At 41.3% G+C, this 23069-nt stretch carries 24 protein-coding genes and 2 pseudogenes; 5 read left to right on the plus strand and 21 right to left on the minus strand.

Annotated features, from left to right (window positions below; all coding sequences use genetic code 11):
- The 9 genes from qoxC to M3152_RS10075 form a co-directional block, all read right to left on the minus strand.
- The gene (gene qoxC, locus M3152_RS10035) at positions 1 to 597 is read right to left on the minus strand and encodes a cytochrome aa3 quinol oxidase subunit III (protein ID WP_251694983.1); all 597 of its coding nucleotides are present in this window, start codon (positions 595 to 597) and stop codon (positions 1 to 3) included.
- Positions 584 to 2542 (minus strand): cytochrome aa3 quinol oxidase subunit I, encoded by a 1959-nt coding sequence (gene qoxB, locus M3152_RS10040; RefSeq protein ID WP_251694984.1) that lies wholly within the window; start codon positions 2540 to 2542, stop codon positions 584 to 586. Before qoxB ends, qoxC begins: the two co-directional genes overlap by 14 nt.
- Before the next feature lie 66 nt (positions 2543 to 2608).
- The gene (gene qoxA, locus M3152_RS10045; protein WP_251694985.1) at positions 2609 to 3523 is read right to left on the minus strand and encodes a cytochrome aa3 quinol oxidase subunit II; all 915 of its coding nucleotides are present in this window, start codon (positions 3521 to 3523) and stop codon (positions 2609 to 2611) included.
- A gap of 563 nt (positions 3524 to 4086) precedes the next feature.
- Positions 4087 to 4506 carry an arsenate reductase (thioredoxin) gene (gene arsC, locus M3152_RS10050; protein WP_251694986.1) on the minus strand — a complete coding sequence of 140 codons (420 nt, stop codon included), beginning with the start codon at positions 4504 to 4506 and terminating at the stop codon, positions 4087 to 4089.
- A 24-nt stretch (positions 4507 to 4530) separates the two neighbouring features.
- On the minus strand, positions 4531 to 5826 hold the full coding sequence (locus M3152_RS10055; protein WP_251694987.1) for an arsenic transporter: 1296 nt from the start codon (positions 5824 to 5826) through the stop codon (positions 4531 to 4533).
- Between the two features lie 12 nt (positions 5827 to 5838).
- A complete protein-coding gene (locus tag M3152_RS10060; RefSeq protein WP_251694988.1) occupies positions 5839 to 6186 on the minus strand; it encodes an ArsR/SmtB family transcription factor in 348 nt (115 codons plus the stop codon).
- Between the two features lie 92 nt (positions 6187 to 6278).
- Positions 6279 to 6752, minus strand: a complete 474-nt coding sequence (locus M3152_RS10065; protein WP_251694989.1) for a GyrI-like domain-containing protein — start codon at positions 6750 to 6752, stop codon at positions 6279 to 6281.
- A gap of 205 nt (positions 6753 to 6957) precedes the next feature.
- Positions 6958 to 8277 carry a sodium-dependent transporter gene (locus M3152_RS10070; protein WP_251694990.1) on the minus strand — a complete coding sequence of 440 codons (1320 nt, stop codon included), beginning with the start codon at positions 8275 to 8277 and terminating at the stop codon, positions 6958 to 6960.
- A 385-nt stretch (positions 8278 to 8662) separates the two neighbouring features.
- Positions 8663 to 9076, minus strand: coding sequence for a pyridoxamine 5'-phosphate oxidase family protein (locus tag M3152_RS10075; RefSeq protein ID WP_251694991.1), 414 nt, complete (start codon positions 9074 to 9076; stop codon positions 8663 to 8665).
- A gap of 156 nt (positions 9077 to 9232) precedes the next feature.
- Here M3152_RS10075 and M3152_RS10080 point away from each other — a divergent pair, with 156 nt between their 5' ends.
- Together M3152_RS10080 and M3152_RS10085 are read left to right on the plus strand one after the other, a co-directional pair.
- Complete coding sequence (locus M3152_RS10080) at positions 9233 to 10393, plus strand: acyl-CoA dehydrogenase family protein (RefSeq protein ID WP_251694992.1); 1161 nt, start codon at positions 9233 to 9235, stop codon at positions 10391 to 10393.
- The gene (locus tag M3152_RS10085) at positions 10390 to 10947 is read left to right on the plus strand and encodes an SLOG family protein (RefSeq protein ID WP_251694993.1); all 558 of its coding nucleotides are present in this window, start codon (positions 10390 to 10392) and stop codon (positions 10945 to 10947) included. Before M3152_RS10080 ends, M3152_RS10085 begins: the two co-directional genes overlap by 4 nt.
- 513 nt (positions 10948 to 11460) lie before the next feature.
- Here M3152_RS10085 and M3152_RS10090 read toward each other — a convergent pair.
- Positions 11461 to 13251 (minus strand): S9 family peptidase, encoded by a 1791-nt coding sequence (locus M3152_RS10090; protein WP_251694994.1) that lies wholly within the window; start codon positions 13249 to 13251, stop codon positions 11461 to 11463.
- Between the two features lie 168 nt (positions 13252 to 13419).
- Here M3152_RS10090 and M3152_RS10095 point away from each other — a divergent pair, with 168 nt between their 5' ends.
- Positions 13420 to 13680 carry a DUF4190 domain-containing protein gene (locus M3152_RS10095; protein WP_251694995.1) on the plus strand — a complete coding sequence of 87 codons (261 nt, stop codon included), beginning with the start codon at positions 13420 to 13422 and terminating at the stop codon, positions 13678 to 13680.
- A 50-nt stretch (positions 13681 to 13730) separates the two neighbouring features.
- Here M3152_RS10095 and M3152_RS10100 read toward each other — a convergent pair whose 3' ends face one another.
- From M3152_RS10100 to M3152_RS10115, 4 genes are all read right to left on the minus strand, one after another.
- A complete protein-coding gene (locus M3152_RS10100; RefSeq protein ID WP_251694996.1) occupies positions 13731 to 14135 on the minus strand; it encodes a DUF4870 domain-containing protein in 405 nt (134 codons plus the stop codon).
- Positions 14136 to 14249: 114 nt separating this feature from the next.
- Positions 14250 to 14960, minus strand: coding sequence for a hypothetical protein (locus tag M3152_RS10105; RefSeq protein ID WP_251694997.1), 711 nt, complete (start codon positions 14958 to 14960; stop codon positions 14250 to 14252).
- A 100-nt stretch (positions 14961 to 15060) separates the two neighbouring features.
- Positions 15061 to 15855: a VLRF1 family aeRF1-type release factor gene (locus M3152_RS10110; protein WP_251694998.1), complete on the minus strand. Its 795-nt coding sequence runs from the start codon at positions 15853 to 15855 to the stop codon at positions 15061 to 15063.
- 92 nt (positions 15856 to 15947) lie between these two features.
- Positions 15948 to 16193, minus strand: coding sequence for a PepSY domain-containing protein (locus M3152_RS10115; RefSeq protein WP_251694999.1), 246 nt, complete (start codon positions 16191 to 16193; stop codon positions 15948 to 15950).
- A gap of 134 nt (positions 16194 to 16327) precedes the next feature.
- On the opposite strand from M3152_RS10115, the gene M3152_RS10120 reads away from it, so the two are divergent.
- Entirely contained in the window at positions 16328 to 16486 is a 159-nt protein-coding gene (locus M3152_RS10120) for a YfhD family protein (protein ID WP_251695000.1), read from the plus strand.
- A 68-nt stretch (positions 16487 to 16554) separates the two neighbouring features.
- On the opposite strand, the gene M3152_RS10125 is transcribed toward M3152_RS10120, so the two are convergent.
- Positions 16555 to 19725 (minus strand): ATP-binding cassette domain-containing protein, encoded by a 3171-nt coding sequence (locus M3152_RS10125; RefSeq protein WP_251695001.1) that lies wholly within the window; start codon positions 19723 to 19725, stop codon positions 16555 to 16557.
- 128 nt (positions 19726 to 19853) lie between these two features.
- Here M3152_RS10125 and M3152_RS10130 point away from each other — a divergent pair.
- Positions 19854 to 19943, plus strand: a pseudogene (locus M3152_RS10130) (QacE family quaternary ammonium compound efflux SMR transporter); the annotation flags it as partial.
- Between the two features lie 66 nt (positions 19944 to 20009).
- On the opposite strand, the gene M3152_RS10135 reads toward M3152_RS10130, so the two are convergent.
- The 6 genes and pseudogenes from M3152_RS10135 to M3152_RS10160 all read right to left on the minus strand — a co-directional run bounded on the left by M3152_RS10135 (position 20010) and on the right by M3152_RS10160 (position 23052).
- A complete protein-coding gene (locus M3152_RS10135; RefSeq protein ID WP_251695002.1) occupies positions 20010 to 20804 on the minus strand; it encodes a protein phosphatase 2C domain-containing protein in 795 nt (264 codons plus the stop codon).
- The gene (locus M3152_RS10140; RefSeq protein WP_251695003.1) at positions 20794 to 21243 is read right to left on the minus strand and encodes an HIT family protein; all 450 of its coding nucleotides are present in this window, start codon (positions 21241 to 21243) and stop codon (positions 20794 to 20796) included. Before M3152_RS10140 ends, M3152_RS10135 begins: the two co-directional genes overlap by 11 nt.
- Positions 21244 to 21275: 32 nt before the next feature.
- A complete protein-coding gene (locus M3152_RS10145) occupies positions 21276 to 21734 on the minus strand; it encodes an NUDIX hydrolase (RefSeq protein ID WP_251695314.1) in 459 nt (152 codons plus the stop codon).
- A 5-nt stretch (positions 21735 to 21739) separates the two neighbouring features.
- Entirely contained in the window at positions 21740 to 22147 is a 408-nt protein-coding gene (locus tag M3152_RS10150) for a VOC family protein (RefSeq protein WP_251695315.1), read from the minus strand.
- Positions 22148 to 22156: 9 nt separating this feature from the next.
- Positions 22157 to 22597 (minus strand): annotated as a pseudogene (locus M3152_RS10155) (ASCH domain-containing protein); the annotation flags it as partial.
- Positions 22597 to 23052, minus strand: coding sequence for an SRPBCC family protein (locus M3152_RS10160; RefSeq protein WP_251695004.1), 456 nt, complete (start codon positions 23050 to 23052; stop codon positions 22597 to 22599). The gene M3152_RS10160 and the pseudogene M3152_RS10155, both read right to left, overlap by 1 nt.
- Positions 23053 to 23069: the final 17 nt, after the last annotated feature.

Genomic DNA, 23069 nt, shown 5'->3' on the forward strand with positions numbered 1-23069 from the left:
TTACATCATTCCTTTCAAGTAGATGAAGCTGAAGATGAAAATCCAGACAACATCTAAGAAATGCCAGTAAAGTGAGAAGATGAATGATTTATTTGCCGTTTCGGGCGTCAAGCCACGTTTTTTCACCTGCATGATAATGAAGAGTCCCCAGAAGAGACCTACTGTCACGTGCGCACCGTGCGTCCCTAATGTCGTCAAAAGGATGCCTGTGAATGCACTCACTTGAAGGCCTGCGCCAACATGGACATAATGTGTGAACTCATAAATTTCGACGCCCAAGAATGCCAGTCCGAGGAGTAATGTGATGGCAAAGAACGTCATCATTGCATTTTCCCTACCGATCCTCATGGCATGAACGCCAAGACCGATTGTAAAACTACTTGTTAACAGTAAAATCGTTTCAATGAGCACCGGCGTTATTTCGAAAATCTCTGCGCCAGCCGGTCCGCTCCCCGTACGATGTTCCAATGTAAAATAGGTTGCAAAGAGCGTCGCAAACAACATCACTTCAGCCCCTAGGAAAATCCAGAAACCTAATATGTTCAACTTATTCTGTTCTGTACCATATTCGAGCGGAAGCGAGTTATCGGTTTTCATCAGCTAACACCTCGCTATCTTTTTCTGTTGCTTCTATTTCTTCGACAGGAATGTAATATCCGTCGTCTTTTTCAAATGAACGGTGAGCCATGCATGCAAAGATTGCAATGGTCGTAATAATCGCCGGAATCCACATACTGAATATGAATGAGAAGCCCCAAACAAAGAAGATGCAACTCATGATGAATGGTACTCCGCTGTTATTCGGCATATGAATCTTTTCAATGCTCCCTTTGAATAAAGGCTGACCTTTTTTCTTATAATCCCAGAATGCTTCGATTGAATCGACATGTGGCGTTCTCGCAAAGTTATACGCTTGAACAGGAGTCTGTGTCGCCCATTCAAGCGTACGAGCATTCCACGGATCTGAACCGATATTTCTTGAAGAATGGCGCGTGCTGTAATAGACGTTATAGACGATTAACGCGAATCCGATCGCCAGACCTACCGCTCCCACGAAGGAAAGCATGTTCAACGGACCATATCCAGTTGCTTCAGAATACGTGTACAGTCGGCGCGCTTGCCCATCCAATCCAGTGAAGAACATCGGGAAGAATGTGACGTTAAAGCCGATTGCGATAAACCAGAACGCCCATTTTCCAATTCGTTCATTGAGCATGAAGCCGAACATTTTCGGCCACCAATACGTAAGACCGGCCAGCATCGCGAATACGACACCCGGAATGATCGTGTAGTGGAAATGCGCAACCAAGAACATCGTATTATGGTATTGGTAATCGGCACTCGCCATACCGAGCATAACTCCTGTCACTCCACCGATTGTGAAGATCGGGATGAACCCTACTGAATACAACATCGGAACTGTAAATTCGATTTTTCCTTTCCGCATTGTCAACAGCCAGTTGAATATCTTAATTCCTGTTGGAATCGCAATCGCCATTGTCGTAATGGAGAAGATACTATTGGTTAGAGGTCCTTGCCCCATTGTATAGAAGTGGTGAGTCCAGACTAAGAATGAGAAGAAGGAAATGATCACAATTGAAGCGACCATCGATGTATACCCGTAAAGATTACGGCGTGAAAACGTGGAAATGATTTCACTATATATACCGAATGCCGGCAAAATGAGGATATATACTTCCGGATGTCCCCAAACCCAGAACAGGTTCGCCCAAAGCATATCCATTCCGCCATTAGTCATCGAGAAGATATGGGTGCCAAATAGACGGTCCATCGTTCCCAACAAAAGTGTAACTGTGAGGACTGGGAATGCGAAAACTACAATCGCGTTCGTGATTAAAGCAGTCCAAGTGAACATTGGCATTTTCATCAATTTCATACCAGGTGCTCTCATCTTAAAGATTGTCGTAACGAAGTTAATACCCGAGATCAATGTACCAATACCGGCTATTTGAATCGACATCAAATAATAATTCGTTCCGACGGATTGACTGAAGTCATTCCCTGCAAGCGGGAAATACGAAGTCCAACCAGCATCAGGAGAACCCCCGATAACGAATGAGATATTGAATAACATTGCACCCATAAAGAACAACCAGAAACTAAGCGCATTCAAACGTGGAAACGCTACATCGCGCGCTCCGATTTGTAAAGGTACAACGAAGTTCATTAACGCATAAATGAACGGCATCGCCATGAAGATAATCATTACAACTCCATGGGTCGTGAATACTTCATTGTAATGTTGGGCATCCAACAATTTGTTATCTGGCACGGCAGTTTGCGCCCGCATCATCAACGCATCAACACCGCCCCGGAATAGCATGAGCAATGCAGCAATGATATACATGATGCCGATACGCTTATGATCAACAGTTGTCAACCACTCGCGCCATAAATAACTCCATTTTTTAAAATATGTTAAGCCTATTAAAATCGCAATAACGGTTAGACCGATGGCAACCATAGATGCGTAAATTGCAGGGCTAGGATGAGGTATGGCGAATCGATCAAAGTAATCCATACTTGTTGTACTCCTTCCGAAAATTTATTTCGTGGCAAATTAACTATAAAGAGAATTCTAGTAGATTTATTTGTGTGCCGAATGATCCGTATCTACATCGCCGTGTGCGTCATCTGTGTCATGTTCTCTCTCATGGGAGTGCTTTGTTCCATGATTGTGACCTTCAGGCGGTGGCAAGAATTCCAAATGAGTTCCACTGAACGTCATTTGACCAAGATGACCTGGTTCCAGCAACTCAGCAAACTTGTCTTCTGTTAAAGGCTCGGCAGTCGCTCTCACTTCCTCGACCCATTTATCGAACTCGTCTGCTGGCATTGCCTCTACATGGAAGATGTTTTCGGCGAAGCCTTTCCCGCTGAAGTTTGCATTTCTCCCCATATATTCTCCAGGAACATCAGCTGCTAAATGTAATGTGGTGATCATATCCGACATTGCATACTTCTGTCCGCCAAGCTGCGGAATCCAGAAGCTAGTAATCGGACCGTATGAGTAAAGTCTAAATTCCAATGCTCGGTCGGTCGGGATATATAGATAATTCACCGTCTCAATATTTTCTTCCGGATAACTGAAATGCCATTTCCAGTCAGAGGAAGAAGCGTAAACGACCAATGGTTTCTGATCTTCATATCCTTTTGGTGTCGCCTCCACTTCATAAGTGGACCTTACTGTGACGATAGATAGGAAGATAATGATAATTATCGGTATCCCGACAATTATTGACTCAACAATCGGATTGCCTTCGATATGCGGAGGTTCATAATCCTCATCTTGTTTCGAAGCTCTATATTTCACAATCACATACACCAACAGAGCGAAAACAGCAATGACAACAATCGCCATCGTCGCAATCGAAATCCAAATAACATTGGATATTGTTTCAGCTTGAGGTCCTTTCGGATCCAGGACCATTACCGGTTCACAACCTGCCAGCACGGCAAGAATACCGATAACCAGACTTAAAAGCGTCAATTTCCTTTTCATGGAAGTACCCCTTTCTTGTGTTCTATAAGCTATAGAAACAGCATTTGAAATTATAGTAATTTAGCAGTTCTTTGAGCTAGGTGCTTATCTTAATATAATAAATCGCCAAAAACAATCAGCAGGTGTACACTTCACAAAAACTTCACTAAAAAAAGAAGAATACTGTCACAAACCTTTCAATAAACATCTATATAACTGTCACACTCTTAATATCGCTTGGACATATTTTATTAATAAATAATAAAATACACTATTGAAATAAGCTTATTGCATTTTATTACCAACTTAAGATGTTATTATTTTCATAGTAATTTGATTGGAGCTTTCCAACTTGTCATCTCCCTATCGATAAAAGGGACGAACTGCTTTTCACACCTCTTCTTCATTAAGCATTTTATAACAAAAATAGGAAGAACCTTGCCCAATTAAGGCAATTGTTCTTCCTATGTTTATACAGTTTTTGTGACGTTTTAGTATGATAGAAATAATCGATGACTTTCAAGTGGAAAGGTTATCAAATCCTGATAAAAACTGAATTCAATTGAAAAATAAACCAAACATAATCATTCATCTGTTTCGTTAAATTGTTCAATCCTCTGTCCGATTTCATCCCGTACCCGCTGGAAGAATGCCCACTTTTCCTCTTCCATTCCCGTCGCTTTTGCCGGATCATCGAATCCCCAGTGAGCACGTTTTGTCTTAGGAGGCGTCACCGGGCAATTGTCATCGGCATCACCGCATAGAGTGACGATGAAATCAGCATTGTTCAGCATGTGCATATCAATAAGATCTGACGTTTGACCCGAAATGTCGATTCCGACTTCATTCATCGCTTTTATGGCGTTCGGATTGATACCGTGCGCTTCAATCCCGGCGCTCATAACATCCCATTCCTCACCGAGGATCTTTTTTCCCCATCCTTCAGCCATCTGGCTACGGCAAGAGTTGCCGGTACAAAGGAAGTAAATAGTTTTTTTCTCCATGTGTACACACTTCCTTTTCCAATATTAGATAATCAATAACCAGACGTACAATCCGACAAGAGTGATGAAAAGTGTAGGGATCGTCAGAATGATTCCGACTTTAAAATAAGTCCCCCACCCGATCTTCACCCCTTTTTGTGAAAGGACATGCAACCATAGCAACGTTGCGAGTGAACCGATCGGCGTAATTTTAGGGCCTAAATCCGACCCGATGACGTTCGCGTAGATAAGCGCTTCCCGAATCGTTCCTGTCGTATTCGTTTCAGCTATTGCGAGTGCATCAATCATGACTGTCGGCATATTGTTCATAATGGATGATAAAAATGCTGCTATGAAGCCCATTGTTATCGTAGCGGCAAAGAGACCTTGGTCAGCGGCCAGTTGAATGACATTCGCCAAGACACTTGTCAAACCGGCATTTTTCAACCCATAGACAACAACATACATGCCGATTGAGAAGAAAACGATCGCCCAAGGTGCCCCTTTCAACACTTGTTTCGTGTGAACTGCTGGGCTTCTCTTCGCCATGACTAAGAAGAAGATGGCTACTATTCCTACGATAAAAGACACCGGAAGCCCAATGAATTCACTTGAGAAGTAACCGACGAGCAATATGCCGAGGACTCCCCAAGAAAGCCGGAACATCCTGTGGTCTTTGATTGCTTGTTTCGGCTCTTTCAATTCGGCGACATCATACTTTCCAGGAATACTCTTTCTGAAAAACAAATACAAGACAAGAATGCTCGCGACTAATGAAAATAAGTTCGGAACAATCATCCTTGAAGCATATTCGGCAAAACCGATGCCGAAAAAGTCGGCTGAAACAATATTGACCAAGTTGCTCACAACTAAAGGTAATGATGTCGTATCTGCGATAAATCCGCTTGCAATGATAAATGGGAATATCATTTTATCGCTGAACTTCAAATTCCGAACCATCGCTAAAACTATCGGCGTCAAGATGAGTGCCGCACCATCATTCGCGAACAACGCAGCCACAATCGCACCGAGAAGGCTGACATAAACGAACATGCGCAGCCCGCTCCCCTTGGCTAACCGGGCCATATGTAAGGCAGACCATTCAAAAAAGCCGATTTCATCGAGTATTAAAGAGATGATGATGATTGCAATGAAAGCGAGTGTTGCATTCCAAACAATGCCCGTGACATCGAGCACATTCCCGAAGTCAACAACGCCGAGCAGCAATGCAATAATTGCCCCGGCACATGCAGACCATCCAATCGAAAGGTTTCGAGGCTGCCAAATAACGAAAATGAGCGTAATGATAAAAATCAGTGACGCAGTTATTACTAAATACAAATGACTTCCTCCTTATTCACAACAAATACGTAATCCTTGCGCCTCCAACTCTTCAATGGAACTTCCTTGATCTGGCAAGTGTTTAAGGACGCTAGAAATCAATGGATAATCTTCGTGTTCCTGATTGATTGAATAAAAGATCCACTGTCCCCTACGTTCTTCTTTCACCAATTCGATATCCCTTAATTTACGTAGATGTTGACTTATCGCCGGCTGACTCATCTTAAAGATTGCGACAAATTCACACACACAGCAATCATGTGATTCAAGCAATTTCATCATCGTCAGCCTCGTTTTATCCCCGAGAAGCTTAAATATTTGCGATGCTTTTTGTAAATCAATCGACTCTGTTGTTTTCATTTATCCTCACTCCTCGTCAGTATCATATAATTATATGCTTATATATACAAGTGTAAAAAACCGGCAACCTTAAAAGATAGCCGGTTTTGTAATCATTGCATTGGTATTAGAATTTCTACGACTTCTTCCTCTGCATTTTCTTCGAGGTAGAATACCTCAATAGGAAACGATCGGTCATACAAATTTGGCTTATATCCATTCTCCCCCATCCACGCAAATAACTTTGAATACCCTTGATCGATCGTTTTATTGGAACAGCTGATTTTTGCATACTTCATCATCGGAAGTTTTAATCCGATCATGCCTTCTGGAATGTCAGTAAGCGAATCGACTTCTACACATGCAAAATAGGTTGCAACGATGTCATTGCTCATATACGGACTGATTAAAACATTCCTATCCTTGCAATTCACAACTTCATGTAACCGCTTTTCAAACTCCATATGAACCTTCATAGCCGCATCCGGGAATGATTCTGGAAAATTCGCTGTTATACTTTGTCCAATCAATTCGTACTCCCTTTGAACAACTTCATATTCAAATGTGGCAATCGTTTTTACTTCCATGAAATCTCTCCTCCAAGTCTATTTCCTATTTAGTTCTCCATTTGATATTGATTTTCCTTCGTTTGAACCTCCATCCTCGGTCTTCGTCTTTGTAGTTTTGATACTTTCCCCATCATCTGTCTATTTTTATACTACTTAAACTAAAAACCAAATCTCCTCAAAAGAAAAAAGCATTCTTCAGTACGAAGAGATGCTTTTAAGGGTTTTATCCTATAAATGATGCGATAAAAATAACGACGATGGCAAGCGGTGCGATAAAACGTACGATAAACTTCCATGTATGATTCATGAATGGGTTCATTCGCAGCTCATCATCGGTTTCCGTCGTTGTCAACACATGGCCGGCAAAGTAAGAAATGAGCAATGCTCCTATCGGTAATCCGATTCGGCTTGTTAAGATATCTGCAAAGTCGAAGAAAGTTCCCCCAGGCAGTTTCACATCGGATAATACTCCAAATGATAACGCGCTCGGAATACCGACGATGAAAATTAATAATCCAAATACCCAAGCTGCCGTCCGTCTCCGTTCCAACTTCTCTCTAATCCCCGTTGAAACAACAATTTCCAACATGGAGATGGATGATGTCAACGTCGCGAATAATAATAAAATAAAGAACAGAATCAAAAAGAATCCACCGAACGGGATTTCATTGAAGATTGCCGGCAATACGACAAAGATCAATCCCGGACCTTCTGCCGGAGATTGCCCGAGTGCAAATACGGCCGGAAAAATGACAATGCCCGCGAGCAGCGAGATGAAAATATTCAAAATGGACACATTGAAAGCAGATTGGCCAAGGCGCTCCTCTTTCGGCAAATAGGATGCGTACGTCATCATCGCTGTAACTCCTACGCTTAACGAAAAGAATGCCTGTCCAAGTGCTAGCAACAATGTTTTTCCGGTCAAATACGACCAATCCGGCACGAATAGGAAGCGGATGCCTTCCATTGCCCCTTCTAATGTCAATGAACGAATCGCCAAGATGATGAAGAAAATGAAAAGCAAAGGCATCATCCAGCGGCTCGCGCGCTCTATTCCGCCCTTAATGCCGCTTTGGACAATCCATATAGTCAAAATCATGAACACTGCCTGTGCAATGAGCACTTCACCTGGATTCGCTATGATCGCATTGAAGAGTCCTCCATAATCGGCAACATCAAGAGAAAACAATAATGCTCTTGCCAAATAGGATAGGATCCACCCACCTACTACACTGTAAAATGATAATAGGATGAAAGAACTGAGTAACCCCATCCACCCAATTAAAAACCACGGCTTACCTGGTGCCAGTTTCTTTAATGAAGTGACAGCATCTTTCTGTCCCCTTCTCCCGATTACAAATTCAGCCAGCAGAATTGGCAATCCGATCGCCAATGTACAAATAATGAATAGCAATACAAAAACGCTTCCGCCGTTCGTGCCTGCCATATAAGGAAACTTCCAAATAGCGCCCAGCCCGATGGCGCTCCCGGCTGCCGCTAATACAAAACCAATTTTCGAGGTCCATTGCTCACGTTGTTTCATTCAATCACTCACTTCGTTCCTAGTGTCACCACTGAATTTTGTATCATTATACCGTATCATGAATACAATCAATACTTTTTTTATTATTCCGTATACTACCGTCTGTTATTTTGTTTTATTATATAGTTAAAGGGAACTATGTACTGTAACAGGAAGTGGTATAATAGAACTTTTTATAGTAAATAGCCAGATGGATCGTAAACGGCTTGATGGGACTCGCAAAGTACCGGGGAGAGAAGAAAAAGGAGCTAAGCTATAAGGATATAAAGGCAATGCCCATTTCTGAATTGCAAATCGGTCTTAATTACCTGTTGAATTATGCAATCTTGAAATTGAATGATTGAAGACAAACCCCTTGCCAAATATTGGCGAGGGGTTTGTCTTTTTAAAATTGAATATCTTGGGGGTCTTCCCCCTTTTTATTCATCAGACGCATGGAATCAGGGGTTACTTTCAATATGACAAGGTCCGGATCTTCAGGTCCAGTAAAATACGGTTTCATATGCTCATTCCAGACTTTCTTTTTCATGCTTTCCTCGTCGGAAATCGTTACGGTTCCCATAATTTCGAGGTACTCGTCTCCAAAACCTTCCCCATCATAGCCGATCAAAATATGCGTATTCGGATTCTGCTCAAGTTCATCCACTTTGTCGGTCTTTTTTGAAGTTGCCGTGTAGAGCGTAAAATCCTCGGTGAAAAATGTCATATACCTGCTGAAAGGCTTGCCCTGTTGTACAGTCGCCATCGTTCCGACATAGCTTTCATCCAGGATTTTACGAGCGGTTTTTTTCGCATCCATTTCAATCACTCCTCATTTATCGTCTCTCATAACTGTTCCTAAAATGAGGGGAAACTAAACATTCGGCAAGAAACCTATCAAATCAATTTCCAAACAAACTATCATGTGTCACGTATAATAGACATTAACGACAATGTCAATAAAGGATGTGTCTATATGGCAAAGGAGCTTTTCATAACAACGGATTTGCAAAGGGAATGGATGGATAAATTAAGCAAACTTGAACAACAATTTCGAAACTCGGCTGAACAGACGGACCGACTTGCTAAATTTCCTAAAGAAAATATACAATCCCTTGTTGGAATGGGCTATACAACCCTCGCACTTCCGAAGGAATATGGCGGAGGTGGAATGACCGTGACCGACATGATATTGATGCAGGAGACGATCGCTTCCTTTGATGGAGCAACCGGTCTATCCATCGGTTGGCATCAAGGCGTTGTCGGCGACCTTTATGCGAATGAGCTATGGGATAAGAACAATTTGGAACGGTTTGCAAAAGAAATTTTGAAAGGGGCATTAGTGAACCGTGCAGCAAGTGAAGCGCAAACAGGCAGCCCGACTCGCGGTGGTCGTCCACAAACGACGGCAGTCAAAAAAGATGGGCATTGGGTCATTAACGGCCAGAAAAACTTCACTTCCATGTCGCCTGTCCTCACTCATTCCCTCGTTTCTTGCTGGGTAGAAGAACGGGAAGGGATCGGCTTCTTCCTCGTTGATCAATCAAGTGAAGGTGTATCAATCAAAGAGACTTGGAATATGGTTGGGATGCGAGGTACGGAAAGTCATGATCTCGTTTTGGATAATGTAAAAGTAAGTGAGGATGATTTCGTTGAGTTCAGTAAAGGCAGACGCGGAGACAAATTGAACGGCTGGCTTCTTCATATACCAGCCTGCTATTTAGGAATTGCGCAAGCAGCACGTGATTATGCAGTGAAGTTTGCTATCGAATATAGTCCGAACAGCATTGCAGGGACGATTTCCGAATTGCCGAATGTGCAAAGTCATATCGGACAGATCGATTTGGATTTGATGAAAGCAAGGCATTTTTTATACAGTGTAGCAGCCGCTTACGATAACCCGGAACGGCGCAAGTCGATGAATCAGGAATTAGGCGCAGCGAAGCACATCGTGACTAATGCGGCCATTAGCATTGTCGATCAAGCGATGCGTCTTGTCGGTGCGAAAAGTTTAGAGCTGTCGAATCCATTGCAACGCTATTATCGGGATATCCGCGCTGGATTACATAATCCCCCAATGGATGATATGGTCATTTCAAAGTTGGCGCAATCCGCGATTGAAGGTATGAATAAATGATCAAAAGACTTGTCATTACAGGCTATAAAGCGCATGAATTAGGCATCTTCAATGATAAGCATCCGGGCATTGGCATTATAAAAAAGGCGTTGGAAAACCGATTGACTCCCCTACTTGATAGTGGCCTGGAATGGGTAATCGTCAGCGGACAGCCAGGAGTTGAGACGTGGGCTGCTGAAACGGTGATCGACTTAAAAGACACTTATCCGGACTTGAAGTTCGCGATTATTACTCCCTTTCAGGAACAGGAGAAGAATTGGAACGAGGCGAAAAAGGAAGCGTATCAATTCATCCTTGCCCATGCGGATTACTCCGTCAGTTTAACGAAACGTCCTTACGAAGCCCCTTGGCAATTCATTGAACGGGATAAGTTTTTGTTGCGGAATTCCGATGCGATTTTGATTGTGTACGATGAGGAGAATGACGGTTCTCCGAAATTCATGAAGAAACTGGCGCTGAAATTTGCGGAAACGAGCGATTATGAAGTGCTGACGATTTCTGCTGATGATTTACAGTTAGTTGCTGAGGATTTGCAGAGAAGGGATTGGGATTAAACACTTTTCTAGGTTTATGATCAATTGCAACGTTTCATGATCACTCGCAGCGGTTTATGATCACTCGCAAGGTTTTATGATCACTTGCAGCGATTTATGATCACTCGCAAGGTTTTATGATCACTTGCAGCGATTTATGATCACTCGCAAGGTTTTATGATCACTTGCAACGGTTATGATCACTCGCAGCGATTTATGATCACTTGCAACGGTTTATGATCACTCGCAACGGTTTATGATCACTCGCAAGGTTTTATGATCACTTGCAACGGTTTATGATCACTCGCAGCGATTTATGATCACTTGCAACGGTTAATGATCACTGGCAACGATTTATGATCACTCGCAAGGTTTTATGATCACTCACAACGATTTATGATCACTCGCAACGCTTTATGATCACTGGCAACGATTTACGATCATTTGTATATTAGCTTAGTTTGATTGTAGACTTCCCTCTCCATAGTAAAAGCTGTCCGTCAGTCAAGCGACTGCGGACAGCTTTTCTGCAAATCAATTCTGATGCTTCTCCAAAAACTCCAACATCTGGCTGTATACTTTAATTTCATTTTCCTTCTTCGAGAAGCCATGTCCTTCATCATCCAAAACGAGATATTCAACATCGCGGCCAAGTTCTGTCAACTTCGCAACAATCTGATCGGATTCCTCTTTCACGACGCGCGGGTCCTTCGCGCCTTGGATGACAAGCATTGGCTTTACCATTCCGTCGAGATAAGTGACTGGTGAATCTTTGATGAATCGCTCCTTATCACGCTCCGGATCTCCTAACCAGCGCTCCATGATTGGCTTCCAGTGGGGCGGAACGGAATTGACGAATGTGAATAAATCGGATACGCCAAAAATGTCCACAACCGCTTTGAAGTACTCGGCATGTCTTCCGTGCAGCAGCAATGCCATATAGCCGCCGTAGCTGCCACCAACAAGGAATAGACGATCACGATCCGTGATGCCATTATCAAAGAGCCACTCAATTCCCGCCAAGCAGTCTAGGCGTGGTCCCTCTCCCCAATCCTGTTCAACCATTTTCGTAAATTCCGAGCCATAGCCTGTGCTTCCTCGGAAGTTCGGTGCGAAAATAGTATAACCCCTATTCAAGAAGCACTGAAACATCGAACGGAACATTTTGCGTTCAGACGACTGAGGACCTCCATGCGGCCAGAAGATTGTGTAGCCATTCGCAGTTTCCTCTTTTGCTTTAAATAAAAGGGCCTCGATTTCCAATCCATCGAAAGATTTATAGGATACAATATCAGGTTCCACCATCCCCTCCTGGCTGACACCTAACACCCTATTTTCCGTTAATTGCTCCCACGTTTGTCCATCAGTTGATTTAAAAATGTTATGAGGAACTGTCGCACTGCGACCTAAAATATATAGATTTCCTGACTTGGCAAATCGCATTTGATCAATTACATCAACTGGCAATGTGCTTTCTTCGAGCTTTCCATTCTCAAGGTAGAAGCGATATAACTTATCTCCAACACCTTTAGAAGTGATGAAATAAAATTCCCCGTTGTCCTTATTGAACTTGATCGTCTGTACGCTTTCCCCCTCTACTTCCAACACTTTTGAAAAGGATTTTGTCATCAAATCAAACTTGGCAATATAGGTAAAGTCACTTTCAAAATCTGTCACAAAATAAATCGTGTTGTCATCCGTGAACACTGGATCACCCGCGACATGCACTTTCGAAGCATCCGGCGTTAAATTGAATGTGTCTTCGCCAATTTTCACGAAGCTAATAACATACGTGTTTGCGAAGGCCCTCGAAAAGACGAATTTCTCCTCATCATCCGAAACTGCAGCAAGTTGCGTAGGTGATATTTCCCCGATATTTAATAGGGTATCCACACCACTTTCCAAATTGCGCATATGCGTATTTAAATACATCGGATTATCCAACGATGTCACATAGTAGATTCTTTCTCCGTCATCGCTCAAATGACTGAAGTAGAACTTCTCATCCGACCCTCCAGTGATCAACGGCTGGGGCAAACCACCTTCAAACGGAATCGAATAGATTTGAAAATTTTCATCACCGTCACTATCAAACCCAGCTAAAACATACCGATTTTCAGGATCAAACTTGATAAAATTACACGACTCGTCCCGATGAGCAAACAAATACGGGAATGAACCAGGCAAGTCCAATGCCCATAAGTTCATTTTTCCATTCAAATTCGTATTAAAGATAAGCTTCGTTTCATCGTTGTTCACAGCGAAATTCGTAATCGTATACGTCCGGAAAAATTGCTCCACTGTCGGTTTTGAAAAAGGTATCATACTATACTATTCCTCCTAGGCTACTAATCTATTCACCATCCACATTATAGTATAACATTTCAATACTTATGAAAGAATGCCATTTCACCATCTCGTTTGAATATTTAATCATTTGTTTCATTCAAATTCGCATTACCCATTGCATACGCTATCTTAGTGGGGGTGAAAATGACGGAAAATGAACACCAGCAGCAAAATGGCATGGCAATCAGTGCACTTGTTTTAGGGATTTTGGGAGTCGTGTTGAACCTGATTCCTATCATTCCTTACCTCTTGGGCATCCTAGCTATCATCTTCGGTGTCTCGGGGAATAAAATGCAAAATGGCAAAGGAATGGCGGTTGCCGGCATCGTTTTAGGGTGCATCACACTGGGGATGAAAGTCTTCTTTTGGATATTCATCATTCTCTTGGGTGGGTCGGGTTATTAAGTGAATACAAAAATGCCGCGCCGGGTAACTTTTTCGGAGCGGCTTTTAGATCATGGCTTTTCTAATTGACTTTCTACCAAATCCCCAATGAATGGTAGTTTAAAATAGTTGCCTTGATATGCCTGGTACATCATAAAGATCATCAGTGCGAATGCGAGCGGGCTTAACACCAGGCTTGCAATAACTCCAAATATAGGAATGAATCCCAGTATGATGCTGATCAGGAAGATGGCAATTGCCGTAAAAACGGATTGCAAGGCATGGAATCGGATGAACCGGTTTTCTTTTTCCAAAAAAAGAAAAATAAGACCGATAATAAAGATGTAACAGAGAAGCCCTCCCACATTCTCTGTTAGTCCGATTGATGTTTTATCTCCTTCCGCTTTAACTTGCAGCTTGGCCTCTTCTGATGCTTGCTCATTTGCAGCCAGTCCTTCCTTGTCTTTTTCATTCATTTTCCGTCCCCCTTTCCCCTTTATTATATTGAACAGGTGTTAGAATGATGCCTGTTGTAGGCAGGCCCTTTATTCATATCAACCGCCACAAGGGGAAAGAGGAATTTAGTCAATTCAGTTCGAACCAGTATGATTGGATTTCCCTCTCAAATTACTCATATAAGTTGTTGTGAGCTGGTAGCTCTTGTCGATTTTTTCAGCTATGAAGTGTGATCTTTCAAAAATGACTGACCTCAAAAAATCCACTTGCCTGATCATTTTATCGATCACCCCTTCATGCTGTTCCATCCGCTCCACCATTTGAGTCTGTACCGTCTTTTGCTCTTCCAACGAGAGGGAGAATTGATCTTGTTTTTCAAGTTGTGCATTCATCTTCGTTAGAAGCTTCTCTTGATCGATATCAAATTTCTCTAACCGCTCAGCAATTTCCGCGTTCGAATGGTTCAGCATATTGATTTGTTCAACGAGCTCTTCATTCATCTTCCTCTTGCTCTCGAGCATTTTTTGAAGCTCTTTATGTTTTTGATCCAAACGTTCCAATGTTCCAATCGCTTCCTGTTCAAACTGACGTTGTTGCGATTGATGATCCAGAATTTCCTCGAACCGGATTCCTGTCATTCTCCATCTATCGGATTGAATCCTTCTTTGTTTCTGTAGTTGCTTTTCCATTTCGGTGTATTTTTCATTCATCATGTCGAATGATTTCTTCTGTTCTATTATCGACTCCGATATAGAGTCAGTTCGATAAATGGATTGGTTCCTCTCGGCAATACTATCGCCTTTATATAGATCTGAATGGCTCTTTTTATTAAAAAATAAACCCATAGTTCAACCTCCCATCAATCGTTTTCTCTATGATATGTTCAATCATATGTATCTGTACGAAAAAAACCGTCCCTCTAAAAGGAACGGCTTTAGAATGATATTATTTTTCAAATACTTGATGGAGCACTTTTTTCGATTCGACATTGTTCAGGTTTTTATAAATACAGTTGTTCGGCTTGGTTCGAAGCGTTTTCGCAAATGAGTTTGCCAGTTCCGCTTCGCCAACTACGTATAATTCCTTCCAGTCACGTTCTTTCCTCATCTTTTCTACAGTTACGCCGAGTTCTTTGTAAAAGCGTTCAAGGTTTTCTCTTAGACGATCATCAAGGCCATCACTTTGGCCTCCTCCAGACCCACGTTGCAAAGATGAGCGCACGCTTTGTTGTTCTTTCCATACTTCCAGACCCGAGTCGAATTCATAAGTTTTCTCGTCATTGACAAAGCCCATCGCTGTATCCAAAATACGCACATCTCCAAAGCTCGTCAAGATGATGCCTGCCTCAGGATAGGCCTTTAACATATACTCCATTTCTTCTACTACAGGATGGTCTTCCCAATGGAAGCTCGTCTTTACTTGAACTTGCACATAATGGACGGACCATAATTCTGGATCTAGAGACGCAAAAATAACGACCCCTTTATTCAAGTCGTTTTGATTATTTTCAATTTCCTTCGTCACTTTTTCTTTCAGTTTTTTATACGCTTTGATCTCTTTTTCATCTTGGGAAGCTTCCAAATACTCGTAGATACGTTTTAAACCGTTTTTCAGATGGATTTTCCATGCTCCATTTTGCTGTTCCGGATCTGCAGGGTTCGTATTCAAGTACACACTCAACACACAACGGGAATCACATTTAAATTCCTTCAACTTTTGCAGTTCTTCACTAAGTGACATATATCCCGAACCTCCTCATACGTATGCTGTTACTTAACATACCCTATCCATTCCGATCTAAAACGGGAGGTTCGGCAATAAGTCAGTTAGATTTAATCCAATTTCACTCTCAGGACCTGCCCGGATACTGCATCTACTTTCACTTCGTATTTGAGTCCTTGATTTGTACGGATGTCGATTTCATAGAGCAATACTCCATCATCGAAATCCAATTCAGCCTTGACGACCTCACCCGGCACACGTTTCAAGGCGATATCAATTGCTTGATCCAATGAAATGCTACGATACCTAGGATTTTGCCAATGGCCTTCCCAATAACCATTAGTCATGTTATTCATTCATCTTGCCTCCAAGTCATTATTGGCGTTCATGTTCAGCATATTCAACGGGATGTGAAATGTGCCCGTTTCGGCATAAAACAAAGTCGGAAAGCCATAGTATGTAGGATGTCAATTTGAAAGGAGCGATCATTGTGGGAAGAGATAACCATAATAATAAAACAGGTGGAAATAATACCAGTTCCTTACCACAGACACCTAAAAACCAGAAAATTAAACCCAGTAATATGACTGAGGAGATTGCCAAGGAATTCGCAGAGCTGCGAAAAGCTAAAAAGAAGAAAAATTTGTGATCGTAACAGAATGCCCCCACACCAGATAGTCTGGTGTAGGGGCGTCATTTTTATTGATCGAAGTAAAATTAATTATTTTGCTCCAGGCATTCATAAACCGCCATCATATCCCGTTTATTCAACTCGCGGATACGATTAAAAATGGGGATGTCTGCAACAGCTTCTGTATATAGGTTTTCATCCAATACATCACTTACCTTGCCTAAAAGCCATGTTTGTACGTCTGTTCCCTCGACGACTTCACTAAGACCTTCCTCATTGATGCCAGTTGCATGGCAGCTTACACAAGGAATCGTTAATTTAAAAACGCCATCGTGCAGATTATCTTCTGAAATCACTTTTTTACCTTTACAGAAAGGACATGGATTGGCCTTCCTGATTTTATTTATTTGGGTAATTAACTTTTTGTAACCGAAAGTCTCATAGACATATGTCAGTTTTTTATATTTACCATTTGTGAAATACTTATCGATGATCGTTTCTCTTGTTTCCTTCACATTTGGGAAATCACAGATTGTCACTTTGTTATTGCTGCTGATCGATTCGATATTGCCTTTGATTGTTTCCCAAAATGGCAATACATTTTGCAATACCATTTCATAACCAGTAAAGCTTGCTTGTTCCAATTCGAACATTTTCAGAGCGACTTGGGTTTCTCGTGGAAGCAAGGAGACATCTTCAGTTAAAATCATGTCGCCGCCTACAATCGATTTCAATTTGATGAGGACAGGCAACTCTCCTACAATTTTCAATATTTCCTTGATCGGATGTCTAATTATTTCACGAATATCCATGACTCCAAATGTAAGCGATTTACGATGATTTAATACTGTCCCTTCACAAATTGGACATGTAATCATTTCTTTAGAAGCTTTCATTTTCTCTTTAATGATTGATTTTGATACGAATATATACATCCCAAGGATCGTATTAAAACCTACCCATGTTCTCCGTGTCTTGCCTTCCTTATCATAAAACGACTTCTCAAAATATCCGTACCAAAATGTGTGCTTTTCTTTATCTGACATCTCATTGTAGCTCTTCGTCAGGTCATGACCTAACTCATTCTTAATTTCCTCAAACAGAAATTCCAGCTTTTCGTATTTATAAAACTTTAGCACCTCCATTACATCCGTATGGAGTAAACCATCCCAGAATGGAACATCTTTGTCTTGAATGACAAGATCTTTATCAAATACTTCAATCTGCAAGCGCCCCGAACATGATGGACAATGATTGTCCTTATTATAGAAGTCGAAGCTTCTCGTATCTTTATTCGTCGGATGCGCCGCCACGATATGGTTGATGAGACCACCTAACTCATAGAGAAAACTATATTGGCTATATAAATGTCTTTCAAGATCAATGGCTATGACAGGTGCGATTTGTTCTGATTCATATTCACCGTAAATCAACCGAGCCATTGATGACAAGCTTTTTAGAATGCCGCCTTTATAGATGTTCTCTGCGTTTTTAAAATAGGCGATATTGGTTTCTGTTAAATAAGAGATGCCCTTTTGCTGTTTAAGAGTAGATGAAATATGCGACGGCAGCTCAATATCTTCCTTGTTTTTATTCTTGTAATGGTCATCATGACTAACAACATCTAAATGCGTAACAGGCTCACTCTTCCTCTTCCCAAAATCCACGATGTAATCCGAGCTTTCCATCATATATTCATTATGTTCAATCATGATGATTGAAACGGTTTCATCTTGCAGAATTAGTCTAATGCTATCAATGAATTGGTTTAAAATATTTTGGGATAAACCTTTTGATGGCTCGTCAAAGATAAAAAGCGTATGCGGTTTTCTTGAGTTGGCAAACAGCTCCGAGACTAAGTGAACACATTGAAATTCACCAGTCGATAATGTCTGTGTCTTTCTTTCCAACGTCAAATAACCGAGTCCGAGCTTGATCAATAAGCTCAAACGTTTATGCGCGATGTCTTCATTTGGCAGTTCATCAATAATATCTTCAATCGACCGTTCAAAAATATCATCAATTTCGTCACTGTACTTGTTGAGTTTTTGTTTAATATCAAGAAACGTTGCAACAGTCGACCTGCTCGTTATCGATTGGTTCCGGTCTTGCCCTACCACGACCAATTTATCTTTCGGATATCGCTTTACAAAATCTTTCGTTACACATTCATTAATAAGTGTAGATTTACCGCAGCCAGACTCACCAGTGACTGTCACAAGTCTATTTTTCGGAATCTCAAATTCAGCCATTTGAATATTACGGCAGTATAGATCTTTAAATACATAAGTTTCCGTAGGATTTTCCTCATTCAACTCCTGAAAAACAGGTTGTGGACGCGGTGATTTCTCTACAATTTTTCCGCCGTATTTACCACTTCCCGGTCCAAAGAACAATTGATCATCCGTTATATCGAGCACAGTGTCAGAATGATCGATGAGCCAAATTTGATTTTTATAGCCCAGCTTCTTAATCTGTTCTAAGATTTTTAATAGCGTTTGGCGGTCAAGACCGACTGATATTTCGTCAATGATTATAACGGTATTTTCACTTGCTGCCATGAACTCAGCCAAGTATAGACGTGTTAATTCACCGCCAGACAATGTACCCATAATCCGATTTATCGTTAAGTATCCAATATTCATATTGATAATGTTTTCGAGGATCAGTTGTTTCGCTTCACTAATATGTAATTCTTCGGCTAGAGAGAGAATGTTTTCAACGCTCAAGTTATTAATATCTGAAATTGTATGTGGTTGATTGGATAATTCAATTGTATATTGCTCAACTTCTTTATTATACCGTTTACCGGAACATGTTTTACATTCGACATTACTCGTACTTCCGCGTCCTTTACATTTGGGACACCAGCCTAATTCATTATTGAATGAAAATGTTTCCGGTGAAAGATTAAATTTATCAGCAAGACAGGCACGGATTTCCGAAAAAACGCCAGTATGTGTACCAATCGTTGAACGTGGATTTGAAGAAATGGATGATCTTCCGAGAAACAGCACTAGAGGCATCTCTTCCATTTTGATTGCACTGAAATTCGTTTCCATAATATTTGGGAATAAATACTGATATTCGGCCTTTGGTAATAAGGAGACAAGTCGCTTCTTCGATTCTTCTCCAATTGTTTGACTGAACGTTGTTTTTCCAGATCCGGATAATCCTGCAATGCCTAACGGTTTATCTTCCGGAAGATCTGCATCCAATCGTTTAATATTATTCGCGATTAATTGATTTATTTTCATTTTGCCACCCTTTCTATTCGTTACCTTCACTATTGCCAACTGTTTTAGACTTCAATACAAAACTTGTAAACCAAGCATAACCGAATCTGATACTATGTGCCATACTATATCCAGCTCTGAAAATCTATGTGTTTTTCTGGGAAGCAAGAGACTGGAAACGACTTGTTTTTATAGGTATGGTGTTAGGTGCAGCCGTTGGTCTTAAACTTGTATCATAGAGCGAAACATCAAACAAAAGCCTAATTTCTTAGTTACTAAAGAAATTAGGCTTTTATTATATTTTATTAATTTTCAACAACATCACTTGGAATGCTACCTTGCTGCGAGATATTAACTGTCCAACCAATCATAGTCGTGCTGTCTCTTACATTATTCTTTTCAATTTTAGTCAGAATTAAAGAAAACACGTCTTCAAGTTGTTCCCCATCCAATTTTTTCACTAAATCAATCGGATTCGAATAGGGCTCCCCCGGACATTCAAGTAAGCCATCCGTCGTCATGAAGATGCGATTTACACCTTTCCTTAATTCCCGAATTCCTGAAGAGAAGCATGGAACGGCTTTATCGAAAGTATTCACTTGACCAATCCACTCATAGAACTGCCTCTGATTCAATTGAAATTGGTTGAGCGCAATGAAATCAGGATGAAAAACGTACACTACGCAATCTCCGACAGAAAACCACCATAGATAGTTATCTTTTCGAATACAGATTAGACAAGCCGTCTCGCCTTTAACCTTCTTGCATTGATCAAGAAATTTGTCACTTTGGAAGATGGATAGAAGTTTTTCTTGCAAATCGTGAAATCCCGGCTTAGCTATCAATCTTATAAGCTCATGATGAAACTCATCTAATGTACGGATGATCAGTTCGGCACTCTCAGCACTGTAATGCGCATCTAAAATCGCTGCAAATTCCCAGTTCTCTCCTACCCAAACAATGCAGCCATCTTCATTCTTATACTGTCCAGCGGAAGAATTTCCACCGGATCGTCCGACCTTCACACGATCAATCGAGCAAACATTTTTCTCGTCGATAAAATCCCTTTCACTACCAACCCAAGAAAACCTATTGCGCATTGGTTTTCTCCAAGCACGAGCGCACCCGTTCACACAGCGCGATTATTTCATGATTCCCCCCTATTGGTGCATCGGACCAAGCCCGGACCGACATCGGTCCCCAATATTGTTTAGGAGTACCTGGATATCGCAGAACTATATGCATATGCAAGTGAGGTACAGAATTTCCGGAGACGAGAGAGTAAATGTGCTCCGCCCCTTCAGTCACCATAAGTGCCTTGCTTACTCGTGCCATCATACGCCCAAAGACAACTGCTTCTTCTTCCGTCATATCACCAAGTGTCGGGACATGCCTTTTCAGATCAATTATTAGTTGTCCCAAATAACCGGGTTCTCCATTATTATCAATATGGCCAACGAATACGAAATCATCTTCATAGATGGTGATACCATCCGTTTTTAATTCTCCCAGGTGTTTTTTACAAATGAAACATTCCATTTTCTTATCCCCCATAATCGTAACTAAGCACTCTATTGCACCCTCTGGATCTGATTATATTCAGTGAGAATCGGCAAATCGGGCGGGCTTATGTTACTAGGTAAATCATATATCGAAAAGAATTGCAAAAACGATACTTCATTTTTCTCCGCCATTAATTCACCTTTATTTTTATCACAAATATATGTGGCTACAAAGTTGTACACTTCATCGCCATGTGGATAACGATAATAAAATTCCTTACCGGAATAGACGTTGAAAAAAGAAAGCTCGTTTGCAATTAGATTCGTTTCCTCATAGAGCTCTCGCTTTGCCACATCTTCCAAGGATTCTCCGAGGTCCATAGAACCTCCCGGCAATCCCCAGCAGTTGTTATCCGTCCGTAGTTGTAAAAGGATTTGATTCTCTGAATTAACTACTATTACATTCGCCCCTACCATTATGAGTGGTCGAGATCCGACTAGTTCTCGCAATTCGCTAATATACCCCATAGCCATTATCTATCCTTATTATAAGTTGGACTCAATTCACTCCATACATCAAATTGATTCCCGTCTATATCCGAAAACACAAAATTGATACCTGCATGTCCCCGTTTTTCAATTTCTCCGACCTTCACATCGCGACCCAATAATTCTTCATGCAGCATTTTTAAAGACTCTTCCCCATCAACTTCAAATGTTAGAGAAAACCGCTCATTCCCATATGCATCTAAAAAGTTGGCCGTCTCATTTTCTTTCGCCATAACGAGAAAGAAACTTTGATCAGCCAAATTCATGATCACCTTGTCTTCGTCCTGATAAGTTAATTCCGCATCCAGCTTGTCTACATACCACTCAGCAGCCCGTTCAACATTAGACACAGGAATATACGAGGTCCCAACCCTTAGTAATCTACTATTCATTCGTCCGCTCTTATCATTTACGTCTACTAACTCAAATCGTTCACAGACAAGCAGTAAATCATCGGTGAACTCCAGTCCAACCTTGTCCAGTTCTCTTTTGAAGTAGCGTTCATGGATCTCCCTCCAATTCCGGTACGACCCATCTCCTTCCGCCAAAGCAAACTCTTCCGTCACTTCATTCATCGGCATGACGGATACATCTATCGTTTTAATAATTGCGACAGGCTCTTCTCGGCTATTTAGGATAATACTGTATTCCTCAATTACCGGCATTGGTTCATTCTCCAGTTCATATAATACATGCGCTGAACAAGTCGCCGTCTTCTTTCCTTCAATTACAGATTGAGCTAGCTCATCCGCCGCTTCGCCAAACTTCCACGCACTGACTAATACAGGACGTTCTTTCGTTCCCCAAAATTCATTCCAATATTCCTTTGCAGCTTGATTCATTAGTTGTCCTCCCCATTTTCTGCAACCCTTTTCACCCGCTCCACAAAATCAACAACGACTTTATCATTTGCAAATAGTAAAAATAGCTTTACGAACCATTTCAGCGGTTTGTTTGTAGTAGTATAAATAAATCTAGTTCTTCCTTCATCAATCTTAACAAGTTCATAACCAGCTGTTATCTCGAACATACCACCGAGCGTAAAGCCGACTTTCATCTTTTTTTCATTTGGTGTATCTAAATAATCGAGAGTTTCGACTTCATACTCCATTACTCGCTTGCCTTCTTTGTATTTCTGCAAATAAATACTCCCAACCATTCCTTCAGTAACGGTGACGGGTTCATTCGAAACAACTTGCGGCATAATCTTTTGCATGTTTTCCAGCGAGCCATCAAGGTACTTCCAAACATGATCAATCGGCGCATTAATCTCAATTTCCTTCGTCCACTGCTTCATTCATACATCTCCTTTAT

Source organism: Sporosarcina luteola (assembly GCF_023715245.1).
In the GTDB taxonomy this organism is placed as follows: Bacteria; Bacillota; Bacilli; order Bacillales_A; family Planococcaceae; genus Sporosarcina; species Sporosarcina luteola_C.